Raw genomic sequence first — 16755 nt, forward strand, 5'->3', positions numbered from 1 at the left:
GAAAGAGAAAAAACAAACAGCTCTAGCATATATACTAAAGCTGTTACAATCTTGTGTCTTTCCAAAAGTTTACCTCTACATGGGAGGAGGGATTATAAGAAAGAAGTGTATAACCCTTTGATTGAAGATAATCAATTACTTTAGGAAGGATTTGTACGGTGACGCTTGAATCGTGCATTAAAATAACTTCTACTGGTTCATCACTTTGGTTCATCACACGCTCTAGAACCGCAGAAGGATTATTGTGGCTTTTCCAATCATATGTATCAATTGTCCAATCCCACAATTTATAATGAGCAGAAACGAGTGCATCTCGATAGTTCTTTTTTAAATACGGCATGCTGCCATAGGGAACACGAACGAGATGGGAATTTAACTTTGTTACTTGCTGGACAATTTTTTGGGCTTGCATCATTTCAGAAATTAAAATGGACGGATCTCCAGTATATAGACGTTTTGCATCATGGGACATACTATGGAGTCCGATGTAATGCCCTTCACTGATTAAGCGTTTCGTTGTTTGGGGATAACGAGATACTCTTCCACCAATAACAAAGAAGGTAGCTTTTGCATTTTTTTGTTTTAAGATGTTTAAAATTTGTGATGTATATTTGTTTGGTCCATCATCAAATGTTAAGTACGCAATTTTTTGTGGAAGTGCAGCAGTCTGGATAGTAGAACGATGTTCAACTAGAGAGTTCGTCGCTGCTTTACTATAAGATGCTGTACATATCATCATAGCTAAAAGTATTATCATACATTGACATACTCGCTTCATCATTATACTCACCCTCAGTTTCGCAATCAAAGATGCAAGAAGGAATAGAGAGGCTCTTCTCATAATCTTCTTTATATGTATATCTTTATCCAATCTATTCACTCTCAAACAAAGTATATTTTGGAAATAAAAATAGCATCCTCTCATAAAAAGAAAGGATGCTATTTGAATATATCGTAGTAATAAAGGCAATACTACTATTATTCTTCACGTTTTTTCACTTTTTTATAAAAGGAAATAATTGGTTTATATCGTTCGTGCACAAGACCGATTATTTCAGCGACGATTTCAGTAAAGAAAATCAAAGCGAATAAAAGAATAATCGATAACCATAATGTTGCGCTAGTGAAAATAATGGCATTTACACTAAAGAAAATACCAAATGCATAAATGATGAGTACCGTTGTTCGATGTGAGAATCCCATCGCTAATAGACGGTGATGTAAATGCGATTTATCTGGCGCGGAAATTGGTTTTTTATTTACAATACGTCTAATAATCGCAAATGTCGTATCAAAAACAGGAACACCTAAAATGATAATAGGAACGATGAAACTGAATAACGTTACGCTTTTGTATAGTCCAAGTAATGATATAACAGAAATGCAATACCCTAAAAATAGTGCACCTGTATCTCCCATAAAGATTTTTGCTGGATGGAAGTTATAGAATAAAAAGCCAAGTGTACTTGCAAGTGCGATAAGCGCTAATGGCAAGATGATGACTGCCCCAGTTCCCATTGGGCTTGTAAAGGCCATATATGCCAATGTTGCAAGAACAATGGAGGAAATACCAGCTGATAATCCATCTAATCCATCAATTAAATTGATCGCATTTGTAATACCGACAATCCAAAATACGGTAATTGGGTATGCGAGTAGTCCAAGTTCTGTATCTCCTAAGAACGGAATATAAAGGACTTGTACTAACAGTTGGCTCTTTGCAATTAGTATTGCAACTAATAGTTGTCCACCGAATTTTACTTTTGCTGATAATTCATACATATCATCTAAAATTCCGATGATAACGATGATAACAGCACCTAAAGTTATTGATAGCATTCTCTGCTCATATAATCCACTAACAATAAATCCTACAGCTACACCAATGAAGATTGCCAGTCCACCGAGACGAGGCATAATTTTTTGGTGTACTTTACGTGCGTTTGGCTTATCTGTCGCTCCAATTTTAAAAGCTAATTTGATAACGAACGGAGTGACTACGAGTACAGTAATGAAAGATGCCAAAACTGCATAAATCACTTGTGAGTCCATTAATACCCCACCTTTTATAATTTAACTTAATTTCTAAATGATTTATCTGAAAATTATGATGTTTGTTTGCAGGCTCATAACATATGGTATCACAAAAAGAGTAGAATTCAATCTTTTTTTCTATTCACTGCAATTGGAAATAGATAAAATATATGACAAATATCATGCCATTGAAGTATGTTGTAAAGGTTCTGTAACACTTTCTATATAGAGAGTAAAGGGGGGCTTCTTCATCTCTCACTGATGATTAGCCTTCATAAATCAGACGTTTACGCACTCCTTCATTCTCGTCTATTTTCTTTGTTTTCTCTGCATCTTGAGATAGACTGAGCCGTTTCAACCTGTGTAGTGGAGTTTGTATCATAATTTCTTTACTATAAGTGTTACACGTTAGAATACGTACGTTTCACGTTAAAATATGGAAGTTTACATAACGTGTGACGATATATTTGTAAAAAATATAAAAAAAGAGATAGTTTTCTTTTACAAAATTTTAAAAAAGAAAGAAAAATCGGTTCATATACTAGAAGTAGTATCTCACTTTTCCTTCATCAAAACGGTTACTCGTATGTCGTATTTAGAAGTATCGCAATTGTGTACTTATCTGTGAAAGGAGGAAGCGCAGGGATCTTCTTATGTAGGCAGCGGTAACCCTGTGTGAAAAATGAAATGAAAATTACAGTGGTGGGTGCAGGTTATGTTGGATTAATTACAGGGGTAGGGTTAGCTGTCCTTGGGCATTCTGTTATTTGTTTTGATATAGATAAAAAGAAAATAGAGCGAATACAGCAAGGAGACATGCCGATTTATGAACCGGATTTGGAGCGCTTAGTAACGTTAATGGGTAAAAAAGGCCGGTTAACATTCACTTCTAGCAAAAGGGAGGCATTTGCGCATTCGGATTACATATTTATTGCGGTAGGAACGCCTTCTTTGCCAAATGGAACTGCTGATTTAACTTATATTCAGCATGCTTGTTATGATATTGGCACATATGTAAATCAAGATGTCACCGTCATTACAAAAAGTACAGTTCCTGTAGGAACGAACGAGTTAATAAAGAAGTGGATTTATAAGAATGTATGTAGTCAACATCAAATAGAAGTAGCATCGAATCCGGAATTTTTACGAGAAGGTTCAGGCGTATACGATTTTTTTTATGGGGACCGTATTGTCATTGGTGCAAGTTCGAAAGAAGTAGCAGACAAGGTAAAAGGTTTATATAAGAAATTGCTAATCAAAACATTTATAACAGATCTCCGCAGTGCGGAAATGATTAAATATGCATCGAATGCTTTTTTAGCTACAAAAGTTAGCTTTATTAATGAAATATCAAATATATGTGAGAAAACAGGAGCAAATATAATAGAAGTGGCAGCTGGAATGGGAATGGATAAGCGCATTGGTTCTTCTTTCTTACAGGCCGGTATTGGCTATGGAGGATCATGTTTTCCGAAAGATACTGGAGCACTCGTTCAAATCGCTGGAAATGTTGCCCATGACTTTAAACTGTTAAAGGCTGTCATTGAGGTGAATCATAATCAACAAAGATTGTTAATTGAGAAAGCAAAACAAGTGATAGATATGAAAGGAAAAAGAATAGTCGTGTTAGGGGCATCTTTCAAACCAAATACAGATGATATTCGAGAAGCTCCATCTCTTGTCGTCATACAAGAATTAATCAAGATAGGAGCGAATGTCGTTGTATACGATCCACAAGCCCTTTCGCATCTCAAACAAGTATTTGGTGATGAAATTCAATATGAAGCGATAATGGATGAAGCAATAGTTGGAGCTCATGTAGCGTTTATTGTAACAGAATGGAAATCTATTCGAATATATCCATTAGCAAGATATATTGCCTTTATGAAAGAGCCTATTTTATTTGATGGGAGAAATTGTTATACTGATGAGGATGTGAAGAAACATAAAATCGATTATTACTCGATAGGAAGAAAGAGTATTTGTAATCGTAATGTTTCAATTATTGTCTAATGAAGCACTTACTTTTGCTTCGCTTTATTTTTGGCTATAATCAAGTATAGTAGTAACATTGTAATTCGTGAAAGAAAAGAGGCAGTGAAATGACTGAACGTTTAAAAGTAATGACGATTTTTGGAACACGTCCAGAAGCGATTAAAATGGCACCTCTTGTATTAGAGTTGCAAAAGCATCCAGATAAAATTGAATCGATTGTGACTGTAACAGCGCAGCATCGTCAAATGTTGGATCAAGTATTAAACATTTTTGGAATTACACCAGACTTTGATTTGAATATTATGAAGGACCGTCAAACTTTAATTGATATTACAACACGTGGTTTAGAAGGTCTGGATCAAGTAATGAAAGAAGCAAAGCCGCATATCGTTCTTGTTCACGGTGATACAACAACGACATTTATTGCGAGTCTTGCGGCTTTTTATAATCAAATTCCTGTTGGTCACGTTGAGGCAGGACTTCGTACGTGGGATAAGTATTCTCCGTATCCAGAAGAAATGAACCGTCAATTAACAGGTGTGATGGCTGATCTGCATTTTTCTCCAACAGCAAAATCAGCAACGAATTTACAAAAAGAGAATAAAGACGAGTCTCGTATTTTTGTAACAGGAAATACGGCAATTGATGCACTAAAAACAACTGTAAAAGAAACATATAGTCATCCCGTTCTAGAGAAGCTCGGTAACGACCGTCTTGTTCTTATGACGGCGCACCGTCGCGAGAACTTAGGGGAACCAATGCGCAACATGTTCCGTGCTATTAAGCGTCTTGTTGAGAAACACGAAGATGTACAAGTTGTATATCCAGTTCATATGAATCCTGTTGTACGTGAAACAGCCAACGACATTTTAGGAGATCATAGCCGCATTCATTTAATTGAACCGCTAGATGTAATTGATTTCCATAATGTTGCAGCTCGCTCTTACTTAATGTTAACAGATTCAGGCGGTGTGCAAGAAGAGGCTCCATCTCTTGGTGTGCCAGTTCTTGTTCTGCGCGATACGACAGAGCGTCCAGAAGGAATTGAAGCAGGTACATTGAAACTAGCAGGTACAGATGAAGAAACGATCTTTACACTTGCGGATGAGTTATTATCAAATAAAGAAGCGCATGATAAAATGGCGCAGGCATCCAATCCTTACGGTGACGGTCGTGCTTCAGAACGTATTGTCGCAGCAATCTTACAACATATTAATAAATAACGAAAAAAGAGCCGATCGAGTAGCATCGGCTCTTTTTTATTGATGATTTCGCATAATCCACTCTGCATGCGCATTTGTAGATGGTGGTGGCTCTGGTGTCTTTTTGTTTACAGTAGGTTTTTCCTCATCGTTTGCACCTGATTGTGAAGATTCATTTTGGTTTGCATCTTTATTTTGCTCTGTTATTCCTTCGTTTGTATCGGTTGTTGATTCTGTTTGTTCATCAGCTTTTCCGATATTTTTCTTAATCGAATTACGAGTGACTTGCATGCTCATTTCATCTGGAATGAAGTAATAGATACCATCTATTTTCTTGTCTTCTCCTTCTAGTTTTAACGTTTCGATATGAGAAGGATCGAAATCAGAAAATTTCTTGTAAACAGCGAGCCCATCAAAGATTGGTATATCAGTTTTTATATATTTTCCAACTACATCTGCTAAATCTTTAATTTTAAATACGGTTGATGCAGAGTTCAATTTGTGTACAACAGCAGCAAGTACTTGACGCTGTCTTGCGGCACGACCGTAATCTCCGTTTGGATCCTGCTTTCGCATCCGAACATAAGCAAGGGCTTCCTCTCCGTTTAAATCTTGCTTTCCTTGTTTAAAGTGAATTTTTTTATCATAGTTCGTATCGGAACGTTCCCAAAAATCAAATGGGACATCGACAGTAACGCCCCCCACTGCATCGACAATTCCTTTAAATCCTTTAAAGTCAATTTTTACATAGTGATCAACAGGAACTTGTAAAAAGTTTTCAACAGTGTCTATTGCCATACTTTCTCCGCCGTAAGCATGTGCGGCATTAATTTTGTCTTTTTTATTCTTTCCTGCAATCGTTACCCGTGAGTCACGTGGAATACTCATGAGGGAGACCTTTTTAGATTTCGGATTCACGGTTGCAAACATAAGGGAATCCGTTCGACCGTTTTGCCCATCCGTTGCATAATCTTCAATCCCCATAATAAGAACGGTAAATGGAGTTTTTGTAATTTCTACATCTTCTGCACGTAACTTGGATTTATCGCGTGTAAAGCCATTATACATTTCCATAAGAGAAGAGTAGGAATTAAGAAAGTATAGCCCTACACTGCCGAATAGGCATGCAAAAATAAGAAAGAGAACCAATTTACGTCTACGTTTCTTTTTTACTCTTCTTTTCTGGAGATGATGATAACGATCTTCCATATATAATCTCCTTTTAATGTAAGGTTATAATCTTAGCTATTCTATTTTCATAATGGAAGCTAGAATAGTCTTTTCCATTTCTCACTCAGAACAAGATTTATTGTAGAACATCTTGTTCAAGGTACAACATATCGCCTTCTTTAATTGTACATTTCCCATTTGTTAGTTCAATCATCCAATCGGTAAAGTTTTGTTTCTGATTTTCTTCTACATATGTATCAAAAGTTACATTCTCTAAGTAGTGTATATCTTTGATAGCATACTCAGAGTGGCGTAATTCATTTTCAACTTTTCCTAGTAATGTATAGTCAATTTCTGTTTTCATCACACGCATTAGTTTTCGTTCGACTATACCTACATGGTTAATCCCTTCGCTTGTACACTTTCCGTATGCGCGAATGAGACCGCCTGCCCCTAGTTTAATACCACCAAAGTAACGTGTAACGACAACGACGGTATCTTTCAAGCCGCGTTTTTTAAGTACTTCTAGCATTGGAACACCAGCTGTACCGCTTGGTTCGCCATCATCATTTGCTTTTTGAATTTGGTCTTGTTCGCCAATTAAATAAGCAGAACAGTTATGCGTCGCATTCCAATGCTGCTTTTTAATTTTTTGGATAAATTCTTGCGCCTCTTCTTCAGTTTTGGCTCGGCTAATATAACAGATAAATCTTGATTTTTGAATGACAATTTCGTGCTCACCGTAGTCTTTGATTGTTAAATATTGTAATAACAATGGTATACGCCCCTATCTTTCGGAATCACTAGTATTTACATTGTAAAAGGGAGCGTTTTTAGATTCAAACATTTTTTGAAAATATATCGTAAATTTAGACAGAAATTTAATGTTTTTGTTGTAATTTGTCGAGGTGTTTATTATAATTTTTAACCAGCATTTTCATACATTAATGCACCTTTTCTAGTTTTCGTGTAAAATTAGAAATAAAAACTTTTTTATAAGGTAGGTACGAAAATGAGAACAGCTATTGTTACTGATAGTACAGCATATATACCAAAGCATATTCGTGAAGAACTCAATATACACATGATTCCATTAAATGTTGTTTTTGGAACAACATCTTATCAAGAGGAAGAAGATATAACAGCTGATGATTTTTATGTAAAAGTACGTGAACAAGAAGAATTGCCAAAGACTTCTCAGCCAGCAATTGGAAAGTTTGTCGAGCTGTTTGAAGAATTAGCAAAAGAATATGATGCTGTTATTAGTATCCACCTTTCAAGTGGGATTAGTGGGACATATCAAACAGCAACAACAGCTGGACAGATGGTAGAGGGTATTGATGTCTACGCATATGATTCTGAAATCAGTTGTGAAGTGCAAGGGTTTTATGTTCGTGAAGGGGCAAAAATGGCGCGAGAAGGTAAGACACCTGAAGAGATTTTAAAGCGATTTGATGAGATGAAAAAGTCGATTGATGCATATTTTGTTGTGGATGATTTACACCATTTACAACGAGGCGGTCGTTTGAATAGTGCACAAGCGTTTATTGGAAGCTTACTTCAAGTGAAGCCGGTATTATATTTTAGAGATAAAGTTATTATTCCTTTTGAAAAAATTCGTACGCGCAAAAAAGCATTAAAGCGCATTGTTGAAATTTTTGATGAGCAGGCGAGTAAAGGTCTGCCGATGGAAGCTGTTATTATTCATGCAAATCGTGAAGAGGAAGCAGAGGCATGGAAGCAAGAATTGCAAGAGAAATATCCACATGTTACAATTCGCACTAGTTATTTTGGAGCTGTTATTGGTACGCATTTAGGAGAAGGCTCAATTGGTTTAGGATGGTATACAAAATAAAAAATGTAAAAGCTCTCTTTTTTGAAGAGAGTTTTTTTACGGATTGGTATGTTACGTTAATTTTACCGTGTATTTCTATTTCAAAAGTGGAAGTTTTACTGCTTGTAGGCCCTCAATTTGAGAAGACTAGTTAGTAGTGGTGAGGAAAAAACGTGAATTTAATTCCCCCTTTATTTGACAAGTAAATATTTGGAAATGATAAAATGTACATAATTTCAAATGAAGAAAGTTTTATTGCTTACTTTTTATAAGAAACTATATTATAATAGAAGAGAGGTGAAACATATGGAGCATAATTCTTGCTTATGTCCAAAGTTCGAGTCGGCCTTCACACTGCTTAGTAAGAAGTGGACGGGTTTAATTATTAAATCTTTATTAGAAGAGCCGAAGCGTTTTAGAGAAATCGCTGATATTATCCCGAATATGAGCGATCGTATGTTGTCAGAGCGTCTAAAGGAATTAGAAAGCGAAGGCATTGTTGTTCGTAATGTGTATCCAGAAGTACCTGTCCGAATTGAATACGGACTAACTGATAAAGGAAAATCACTGGAAAGTGTTATGAACGAGGTCCAAAATTGGGCTGAAAAATGGGTGGAATAAAAGTAAGTTAAGCAATGGTTTGTATACTGGAAAAAACGTAGGGAAATCCCTACGTTTTTTTCTGTAACAAATAGATAACAATGATGTAAAAAAGCGATGTTTTTTCTTACGATTCTACAAATATATATAGAATTAGAGTTGGTTTTTGCTTGGATTTCCGAAAAAATATTACATTTATTTTACAAAAACGTAACATTGGCAAAAAATCTGCCGAATTATGGTATAAATTTTAGTAGATTATATTCGGAAAAGAAAAAAGGAAAGCGGTGTAAAAACAAAATGAAAAAGCTAAAGATGGCATCTTGCGCATTGGCTGCAGGAATGATGTTTTCAGTGGTAGCACCAACTGTATTTGCAGAAAAGATTGATGACGTAAAAACACAAATTAATGCACAAAATGATACTTTACATAAACAACAACAAGAACGTGATGAGCTTCAAAAGCAAATGAATGACTTAAATAAAACGATTCAAGATTTAGATAAGTCTGTTCAAGAGAATACAGCGAAGCTTGATGAAACAACAAAAAAAGTTGCTGAAACAGAGCAATTAATTGAGAAGAAAAGTAAGCATATTGCTGAATTACAAACAAAGATTTCAAAACGTGAAGAATTGCTAAGAAAACGTTTAGTAGCGCTTCAAGAACAACCAAATACGAACGTTGTAACAGAGGTTGTTGTAAACTCTAAGAACATTGCTGATTTAGTAGATCGTTTAACTTCAGTTTCTAAAATTCTTGAATCTGATGAAGATATTATGAAAACGCAACAAAGCGATCAAGAAGCTGTGAAAAAAGATGTTGAAACAGTTAAGCAAAAGCAAAAAGAACTGAAAGAAGCACAATCAAAAATTGAAACGGCAAAGAAAGAACTTGATGCTGAAAAAGCGAAAAAACAAGAAGCAGTAAATGCATTAAGTGGTAAAATGGACACTGTTGTAAAAAATATGACAAGTACAGAAGGTCAATTAAAAGAGCTTGAAAAGCAAGCGTTATATTTACAACAATTAGCTGAAAAAGAAGAACAAGAAAAAGCTGCACAAGAAGCGGCTGCTCAAAAACAACAAGCAGAAGCTCAAACACAACAAGCAGCTCCGGCAAACAATGGCGGACAAGCTGCGCAAGAACAGCCTAAAAAAGAACAGCCTAAAAACGAATCGAAAAAACCAAATCCAGCTCCAGCGCCAAATCCAGCTCCAACACCAGCTCCTGGTGTAATTGGTAAAGCACAGCAATATTTAGGTATGCCATACGTTTGGGGAAGTGCATCTCCATCAAACGGCGGTTTTGACTGCAGTGGTTTTATCTCTTATGTGTATGGTGTAGGTCGTCAAGATGTTGCTGGTTACTGGAACTCTGTTTCTAAAGTAGGCAGTCCACAACCAGGAGATTTAGTATTCTTCCAAGGTACTTACAAAGCAGGTCCATCTCACATTGGTATTTATGTTGGTAATGGACAAATGATTCATGCTGGTGATAAAGGTATTGCATACTCTAGCTTAAGCAGCAGCTACAATCAAAAACATTTCTTAGGTTATGGTAGATTCTAAGATTTGTAACATATAAAACATGTGTATAAAGTCGATAGCTTACTATTTTATAAGTAGGTTATCGGCTTTTTTGATTTTTTACAGTGTTATGAAAAGGAAGTAAAGTAGAGAAGGGGGTGTCTAATGATACGTAAAGGAAGACAAATGTTATTACACGAACTTTCATTGTCAAAAGAACAGTTGCACGATTTCATAAGTAGAGGGGAGATTGTATTAGAAAAAGGAATTGTTCGGAAATCTTCCGATTATATATGCCAACGTTGCGGGAATCAAGAAAAACGTTTATTTGCATCCTTTTTATGCAAAAGGTGTAATCAAGTATGTACGTATTGCCGGAAGTGTATCATGATGGGACGGGTAAGTGAATGTACGATGCTTGTTCGAAGTGTTTGCGAAGAGAAACAAGAGTGTTTTCCTCATGCCTTACAGTGGAAAGGCGTATTGTCGCCAGGGCAAAATAGAGCTGCAAAGGGAGTAGTAGAAGCGATTAAACAGAAAGGGTCCTTTTTTATTTGGGCGGTATGTGGTGCTGGGAAAACAGAGATGTTGTTTTACGGCATAGATGAAGCGCTTAAAAGCGGTAAGCGTGTTTGTATTGCGACGCCTCGAAAAGATGTTGTATTAGAATTGGCTCCCCGGCTACAAGAAGTGTTTCCGGCTGTACCATTTGCGGCATTATACGGAGGTAGTAAAGAATATGAGACAGAAGCGATGCTTATCGTAGCTACAACGCATCAGTTGCTTCGCTATTATAGGGCGTTTGATGTCATGATTATAGATGAAATCGATGCTTTTCCGTATGCGATGGATTATATGTTACATGAGGCCGTAAGAAAAGCGGTGAAGGAGGATGCTTCCTATATTTATTTAACAGCAACTCCAGAAGAAAAATGGAAACGGAGTGTGCAAAATGGTAAACAGAAAGGTGTCATTATACCAGGGCGTTACCATCGTCACCCTTTACCAGTTCCTAAATTAAGATGGTGCGGGAACTGGAGAAAACTACTTAGACGTAAACAAATTCCTCAAGTTCTATTAGACTGGCTTCTTATATATCTTCAAAAACATTATCCTATCTTTTTATTTGTTCCTCATATTTGTTATGTAGAGGAAGTAACGGCTGTGTTACAAAGTTTACATCATAAAATTACCGGTGTTCATGCAGAAGATCCAATGAGAAAAGAGAAAGTAGAGGCATTTCGTAAAGGGGATATACCATTGCTCATAACTACAACGATATTGGAGAGAGGTGTAACGGTCGCGAATTTACAAGTAGCTGTGCTAGGTGCAGAAGAGGATATTTTTTCTGAAAGTGCGCTTGTTCAGATAGCTGGCCGCGTTGGTAGAAGTTCTCGCAATCCAAAGGGAGAAGTCATTTATTTTCATTATGGAAAAACGAAGGCAATGACTGATGCGAAGAAACATATTCAATTTATGAATAAAAGGGCTAAACGAGAAGGGTTGATAGATTGATGCACTGTTTATTTTGTGACGATTATATTGCCGAAGAAGCGAGTTGGTATTCTTTTTTTATTCGGTCTCACGATAGATGCATATGCAATCTATGTGAACGAAAACTTTCTTATATTATAGGAGAATGTTGTTATGACTGTGGTCGTCCTTTCTCTTCTCTTGATCCAGCATATAGATGCGGGGACATTTGTAGAGATTGTGTGAAATGGAAAGAGGAAAATCGCTTTCCCTTCATAATGAATCGTTCTACATATGTGTATCATGATGGAATGAAAGAGATATTAGCACGGTTTAAGTTTCGAGGTGATGCAGAGCTTGTGAAGATTTTTCAAGTTGGCTTTGTATCGACATTTCAAAAATACTTTTCAAATGCGCAATTCCTTATTCCTGTGCCCCTTAGTAAGGAACGAGAATATGAGCGCGGCTTTAATCAGGCTGAACGATTAGCGGCTTGCTTACCAATTCCCATTTTACCAACATCTTTAACTAGAAAAGAGACAGAGAAACAGAGTAAAAAAGGGAGAATAGAGAGAATGGCTGCTGCCAATCCCTTTTACTTTCAAGAAGCAGAGCGTTTAACAGGGCGACATCTTTTAATTATAGATGACGTATATACGACGGGGATTACGGTGAGACAAGTCGGTAAATTACTATATCATGCAGGTGCGCAAAGTGTATCTAGTTTGACACTTTGCCGAGGATAGTGGATGTCGAAAGATACAATAAAAAGACGACAAGTCTTCTTTGACTTGATAAGTTGTCATTCGTTATAGTCAAACTATAGGGCGAATGTCCTGATTTTTAGAGTGAAGGGAATGGAACAAACATGCAAGGAAGAGTAAAATGGTTCAATGCAGAAAAAGGATTTGGATTTATTGAGCGCGAAGATGGTGATGATGTTTTTGTCCATTTTTCTGCAATTCAGCAAGAGGGGTATAAAACATTAGAAGAAGGACAAAGTGTGGAATTTGATATCGTAGATGGAGCACGTGGGCCGCAAGCAGTGAATGTTGTGAAGTTGTAAAGGATTTGGAGAACATAGAGCTGCGATTGTGGCAACGTTTATATAATTGGAAACCCTTGCCTCAGCAAGGGTTTTTTATGTTGTATGGATCCTGTTAGGCAGAACCGCTATCGATCGTATGCAGAAAGTATTGTCAAAAAGTTGTTTCTTTTCTGTAACGAATTGTCCATACTTATATTCGTTATTTATGATGTTAATAGGGTAAAATGAAAATAGAAACGATGCATCTTTTCTTTTCAACAAAAAATGATAAAAATTGCAATTTCAACAACTTTTTTAAAAAGTTAAAAGGTTTTTTTAAGCCAGTGTCGAAACAATATACATAGGCTTGAAAGGAGGAATTCATCTATGAAATTCAACATTCGTGGTGAAAATATTGAAGTAACTCCAGCATTAAAGGAATATGTAGAAAAGAAACTTAGCAAAATAGAGCGCTATTTTGATACATTCCCAGAAGTGAAAGTCAATTTAAAAGTATACTCTGGCAAGCAAAGAGTCGAAGTAACAATTCCATTCACAGACTTATTACTTCGTGCCGAAGAAACTCATAGCGATATGTACGCTGCAATTGACTTAGTAGTTGATAAAATTGAGCGTCAAATTCGTAAACATAAAACAAAAGTAAATCGTAAATTACGTGAAAAAGGTTCTGCTAAAACTGCCTTTATTCTTCCAAATCAATTAGGTCAAGAAGAAGTACAGGAAGATGAATTAGAACTTGTGCGTACAAAACGATTTGACTTAAAACCAATGGACGTTGAAGAGGCAATTTTACAAATGGATATGTTAGGTCATAACTTCTTCGTCTTCACAAATGCGGATACAAACGAAACAAATATTGTATATGGCCGCAAAGATGGAAAATATGGATTAATTGAAGCAAAATAACGATTCAAAAGCGTAGCTGTCAAAGGCTACGCTTTTTTAAATTTTATGAAATAGAATGTGCTTATTATTTTGTATGAAGCGAAGCGCTAATTTATAAAACTTTTGTCTAGTTTTTTGTCATAGTTTAAAAAATCGAGTTACTTTATATAAAGGATACATTTGGACGATTGTTGTCATAGCTATAAAACAAGTGTTACAATTATCATTAGGTTTATACATTTTGGTTTTTTAAATTAGGAGAGAAATTGGCAGAACATAAATTTGCTTTTTATCACGACTGATTGATGAAATATAGAGAGCACGCAATCAGAAGTTTTATTTTAATAAAAAGAGGAGCGTATTTCCTATGATCGGTATTTTAAAAAAGGTATTTGATGCAAATCAACGCCAAATTAAACGTATGCAGAAAATGGTAGATCAAATCGAGTCACTTGAACCGACAATAAAGCCATTAACTGATGAACAATTAAAGGGAAAAACTGCTGAGTTTAAAGAGCGTCTGGCAAAAGGTGAGACAGTAGATGATTTATTACCAGAAGCTTTCGCTGTTGTGCGAGAAGCAGCACACCGCGTTCTGGGTATGCGCCCATACCCAGTTCAGTTAATGGGTGGTATTGCCTTACATGAAGGGAATATAGCAGAAATGAAAACTGGTGAAGGTAAAACGTTGACGTCTACTTTACCAGTATATTTAAATGCTTTAACAGGTAAAGGTGTTCATGTTGTGACAGTCAATGAATATTTAGCACAGCGTGACGCAAGTGAAATGGGACAACTTCATGAATTTCTTGGTTTAACAGTAGGAATTAATTTAAATAGTATGTCGCGGGAGGAGAAACAAGCTGCGTATGCTGCTGATATCACATATAGTACGAACAATGAACTTGGTTTTGACTATTTACGTGATAACATGGTGCTATATAAAGAGCAGCGCGTGCAACGTCCGCTTCATTTTGCGATTATCGATGAAGTCGATTCTATCTTAATAGATGAAGCGCGTACGCCGCTTATTATTTCTGGACAGGCACAAAAATCAACAGAACTATATATGTTTGCGAATGCATTTGTTCGCACATTAGAAAATGAAAAAGATTATACATTTGATGTGAAAACAAAAAATGTGATGTTAACAGAAGATGGAATTACAAAAGCGGAAAAAGCATTCCATATTGAAAACTTATTTGATTTAAAACATGTAGCACTTCTTCATCATATTAATCAAGCTCTTCGCGCACACGTTGTAATGCACCGTGATACGGATTATGTTGTACAAGAGGGCGAAATTGTGATCGTAGACCAATTCACTGGTCGTCTTATGAAAGGACGCCGCTACAGTGAAGGGTTACACCAAGCAATTGAAGCAAAAGAAGGCGTAGAAATTCAAAATGAAAGCATGACGCTTGCTACAATTACATTCCAAAACTACTTCCGCATGTATGAAAAGTTATCAGGTATGACAGGTACAGCGAAGACAGAAGAAGAAGAGTTCCGCAACATTTATAATATGAATGTTATTGTCATTCCGACGAATAGACCTGTTGTTCGTGATGACCGTGCAGATTTAATTTTTAAAACGATGGAAGGCAAATTCAATGCGGTTGTTCAAGATATTGTGAAACGTCATAAAAATGGTCAACCAGTCCTTGTTGGTACAGTAGCAATTGAAACGTCAGAGCTTATCTCAAAAATGTTAACAAGAAAAGGTGTACGTCATAACATCTTAAATGCGAAAAACCATGCGCGTGAAGCCGACATTATTGCAGAAGCTGGTGTGAAAGGCGCTGTAACAATCGCGACAAATATGGCTGGACGTGGTACAGATATTAAGCTAGGTGAAGGTGTAAAAGAGGCTGGCGGTTTAGCCGTTATCGGGACAGAACGCCATGAGAGCCGCCGTATTGATAACCAGTTACGCGGTCGTGCGGGACGTCAAGGAGACCCTGGTGTGACGCAGTTTTATTTATCTATGGAAGATGAACTAATGCGCCGCTTCGGTTCTGATAATATGAAAGCGATGATGGATCGCCTCGGAATGGATGATTCACAACCGATCGAAAGTAAAATGGTTTCTCGTGCGGTAGAATCAGCACAAAAACGTGTAGAAGGAAACAACTACGATGCACGTAAGCAGCTTCTACAATATGATGATGTACTTCGTCAACAACGTGAAGTAATTTATAAACAACGTCAAGAAGTAATGGAATCTGAAAACTTAAGAAGCATCATCGAAGGGATGATGAAGTCTACGATAGACCGAGCAGTTGCGCTTCATACACAAGAAGAAGTGGAAGAAGATTGGAACATAAAAGGTCTCATTGACTACTTAAATACAACTCTTCTTGAAGAAGGCGACATTAAGGAAGAAGAATTACGTCGTCTTGCACCAGAAGAGATGAGCGAACCAATTATGGCAAAAGTATTAGAGCGCTATGATGCAAAAGAAAAACTTCTGCCAGAAGAACAAATGCGTGAATTTGAAAAAGTTGTTGTGTTCCGTGTTGTAGATACGAAGTGGATGGATCATATTGATGCGATGGATCAACTTCGTGAAGGGATTCATTTACGTGCTTACGGTCAAATTGATCCACTTCGTGAGTATCAAATGGAAGGCTTTGCGATGTTTGAAGCAATGGTTGCTTCCATTGAAGAAGAAATCTCTCGTTACATTATGAAAGCGGAAATTGAACAAAATCTAGAGCGCCAAGAAGTAGCACAAGGAGAAGCAGTTCAACCAGTAGATAGCGGTGAAGAAGCAAAGAAAAAACCAGTTGTCAAAGGTGAACAAGTTGGACGTAACGACTTATGTCCATGCGGTAGCGGTAAAAAATATAAAAACTGCTGCGGTGTTGGGAAGTAAGAAAAGCGGAGGCGGCTCGTTCAGAATGGGAGGGGGATGGAACTCCTGACAAAGAGGCGCACTTTGCCTCGGAGGAAGGAGTGAAGCCACCGAGCATTCTAGCGGCCGG

13 protein-coding genes and 1 pseudogene are annotated in these 16755 nt (G+C 36.8%); 10 read left to right on the forward strand and 4 right to left on the reverse strand.

What is annotated here, in order from left to right; translation table 11 throughout:
- Window positions 1-43 precede the first annotated feature (43 nt).
- Both MR063_RS17820 and MR063_RS17825 read right to left on the reverse strand, forming a co-directional pair.
- Entirely contained in the window at window positions 44-781 is a 738-nt protein-coding gene (locus MR063_RS17820) for a polysaccharide deacetylase family protein (RefSeq protein ID WP_242200458.1), read from the reverse strand.
- 197 nt (window positions 782-978) lie between these two features.
- Window positions 979-2052, reverse strand: coding sequence for a glycosyltransferase family 4 protein (locus MR063_RS17825; RefSeq protein ID WP_242144893.1), 1074 nt, complete (start codon window positions 2050-2052; stop codon window positions 979-981).
- Window positions 2053-2721: 669 nt separating this feature from the next.
- On the opposite strand from MR063_RS17825, the gene MR063_RS17830 reads away from it, so the two are divergent.
- Window positions 2722-4047 carry a UDP-glucose dehydrogenase family protein gene (locus tag MR063_RS17830; protein WP_242200482.1) on the forward strand — a complete coding sequence of 442 codons (1326 nt, stop codon included), beginning with the start codon at window positions 2722-2724 and terminating at the stop codon, window positions 4045-4047.
- A gap of 89 nt (window positions 4048-4136) precedes the next feature.
- On the forward strand, window positions 4137-5252 hold the full coding sequence (gene wecB / locus MR063_RS17835) for a non-hydrolyzing UDP-N-acetylglucosamine 2-epimerase (RefSeq protein WP_242200461.1): 1116 nt from the start codon (window positions 4137-4139) through the stop codon (window positions 5250-5252).
- A 36-nt stretch (window positions 5253-5288) separates the two neighbouring features.
- On the opposite strand, the gene MR063_RS17840 is transcribed toward wecB, so the two are convergent.
- Both MR063_RS17840 and MR063_RS17845 read right to left on the reverse strand, forming a co-directional pair.
- A complete protein-coding gene (locus tag MR063_RS17840) occupies window positions 5289-6440 on the reverse strand; it encodes an LCP family protein (protein WP_242200463.1) in 1152 nt (383 codons plus the stop codon).
- 97 nt (window positions 6441-6537) lie between these two features.
- Window positions 6538-7176 (reverse strand): YigZ family protein, encoded by a 639-nt coding sequence (locus MR063_RS17845; protein WP_242200466.1) that lies wholly within the window; start codon window positions 7174-7176, stop codon window positions 6538-6540.
- A gap of 237 nt (window positions 7177-7413) precedes the next feature.
- Here MR063_RS17845 and MR063_RS17850 point away from each other — a divergent pair, with 237 nt between their 5' ends.
- From MR063_RS17850 to secA, 8 genes and pseudogenes are all read left to right on the forward strand, one after another.
- Complete coding sequence (locus MR063_RS17850) at window positions 7414-8256, forward strand: DegV family protein (RefSeq protein ID WP_242200468.1); 843 nt, start codon at window positions 7414-7416, stop codon at window positions 8254-8256.
- A gap of 285 nt (window positions 8257-8541) precedes the next feature.
- The gene (locus MR063_RS17855; RefSeq protein ID WP_242200471.1) at window positions 8542-8856 is read left to right on the forward strand and encodes a winged helix-turn-helix transcriptional regulator; all 315 of its coding nucleotides are present in this window, start codon (window positions 8542-8544) and stop codon (window positions 8854-8856) included.
- A 96-nt stretch (window positions 8857-8952) separates the two neighbouring features.
- A pseudogene (locus MR063_RS17860) lies at window positions 8953-10404 on the forward strand (C40 family peptidase).
- Window positions 10405-10530: 126 nt separating this feature from the next.
- On the forward strand, window positions 10531-11877 hold the full coding sequence (locus tag MR063_RS17865; RefSeq protein ID WP_242200486.1) for an ATP-dependent helicase ComFA: 1347 nt from the start codon (window positions 10531-10533) through the stop codon (window positions 11875-11877).
- Window positions 11877-12581 (forward strand): ComF family protein, encoded by a 705-nt coding sequence (locus MR063_RS17870; protein WP_242200475.1) that lies wholly within the window; start codon window positions 11877-11879, stop codon window positions 12579-12581. The genes MR063_RS17865 and MR063_RS17870 overlap by 1 nt, the downstream gene beginning before the upstream one ends.
- Window positions 12582-12703: 122 nt before the next feature.
- On the forward strand, window positions 12704-12901 hold the full coding sequence (locus MR063_RS17875; protein WP_242143829.1) for a cold shock domain-containing protein: 198 nt from the start codon (window positions 12704-12706) through the stop codon (window positions 12899-12901).
- Between the two features lie 348 nt (window positions 12902-13249).
- The gene (gene hpf, locus MR063_RS17880; RefSeq protein WP_242200477.1) at window positions 13250-13789 is read left to right on the forward strand and encodes a ribosome hibernation-promoting factor, HPF/YfiA family; all 540 of its coding nucleotides are present in this window, start codon (window positions 13250-13252) and stop codon (window positions 13787-13789) included.
- A 346-nt stretch (window positions 13790-14135) separates the two neighbouring features.
- Window positions 14136-16646: a preprotein translocase subunit SecA gene (secA, locus tag MR063_RS17885; RefSeq protein WP_242200479.1), complete on the forward strand. Its 2511-nt coding sequence runs from the start codon at window positions 14136-14138 to the stop codon at window positions 16644-16646.
- The last annotated feature ends 109 nt before the right edge of the window (window positions 16647-16755 follow it).

The organism is Bacillus cereus group sp. BfR-BA-01492 (assembly GCF_022662815.1).
GTDB lineage: Bacteria > Bacillota > Bacilli > Bacillales > Bacillaceae_G > Bacillus_A > Bacillus_A cereus_BD.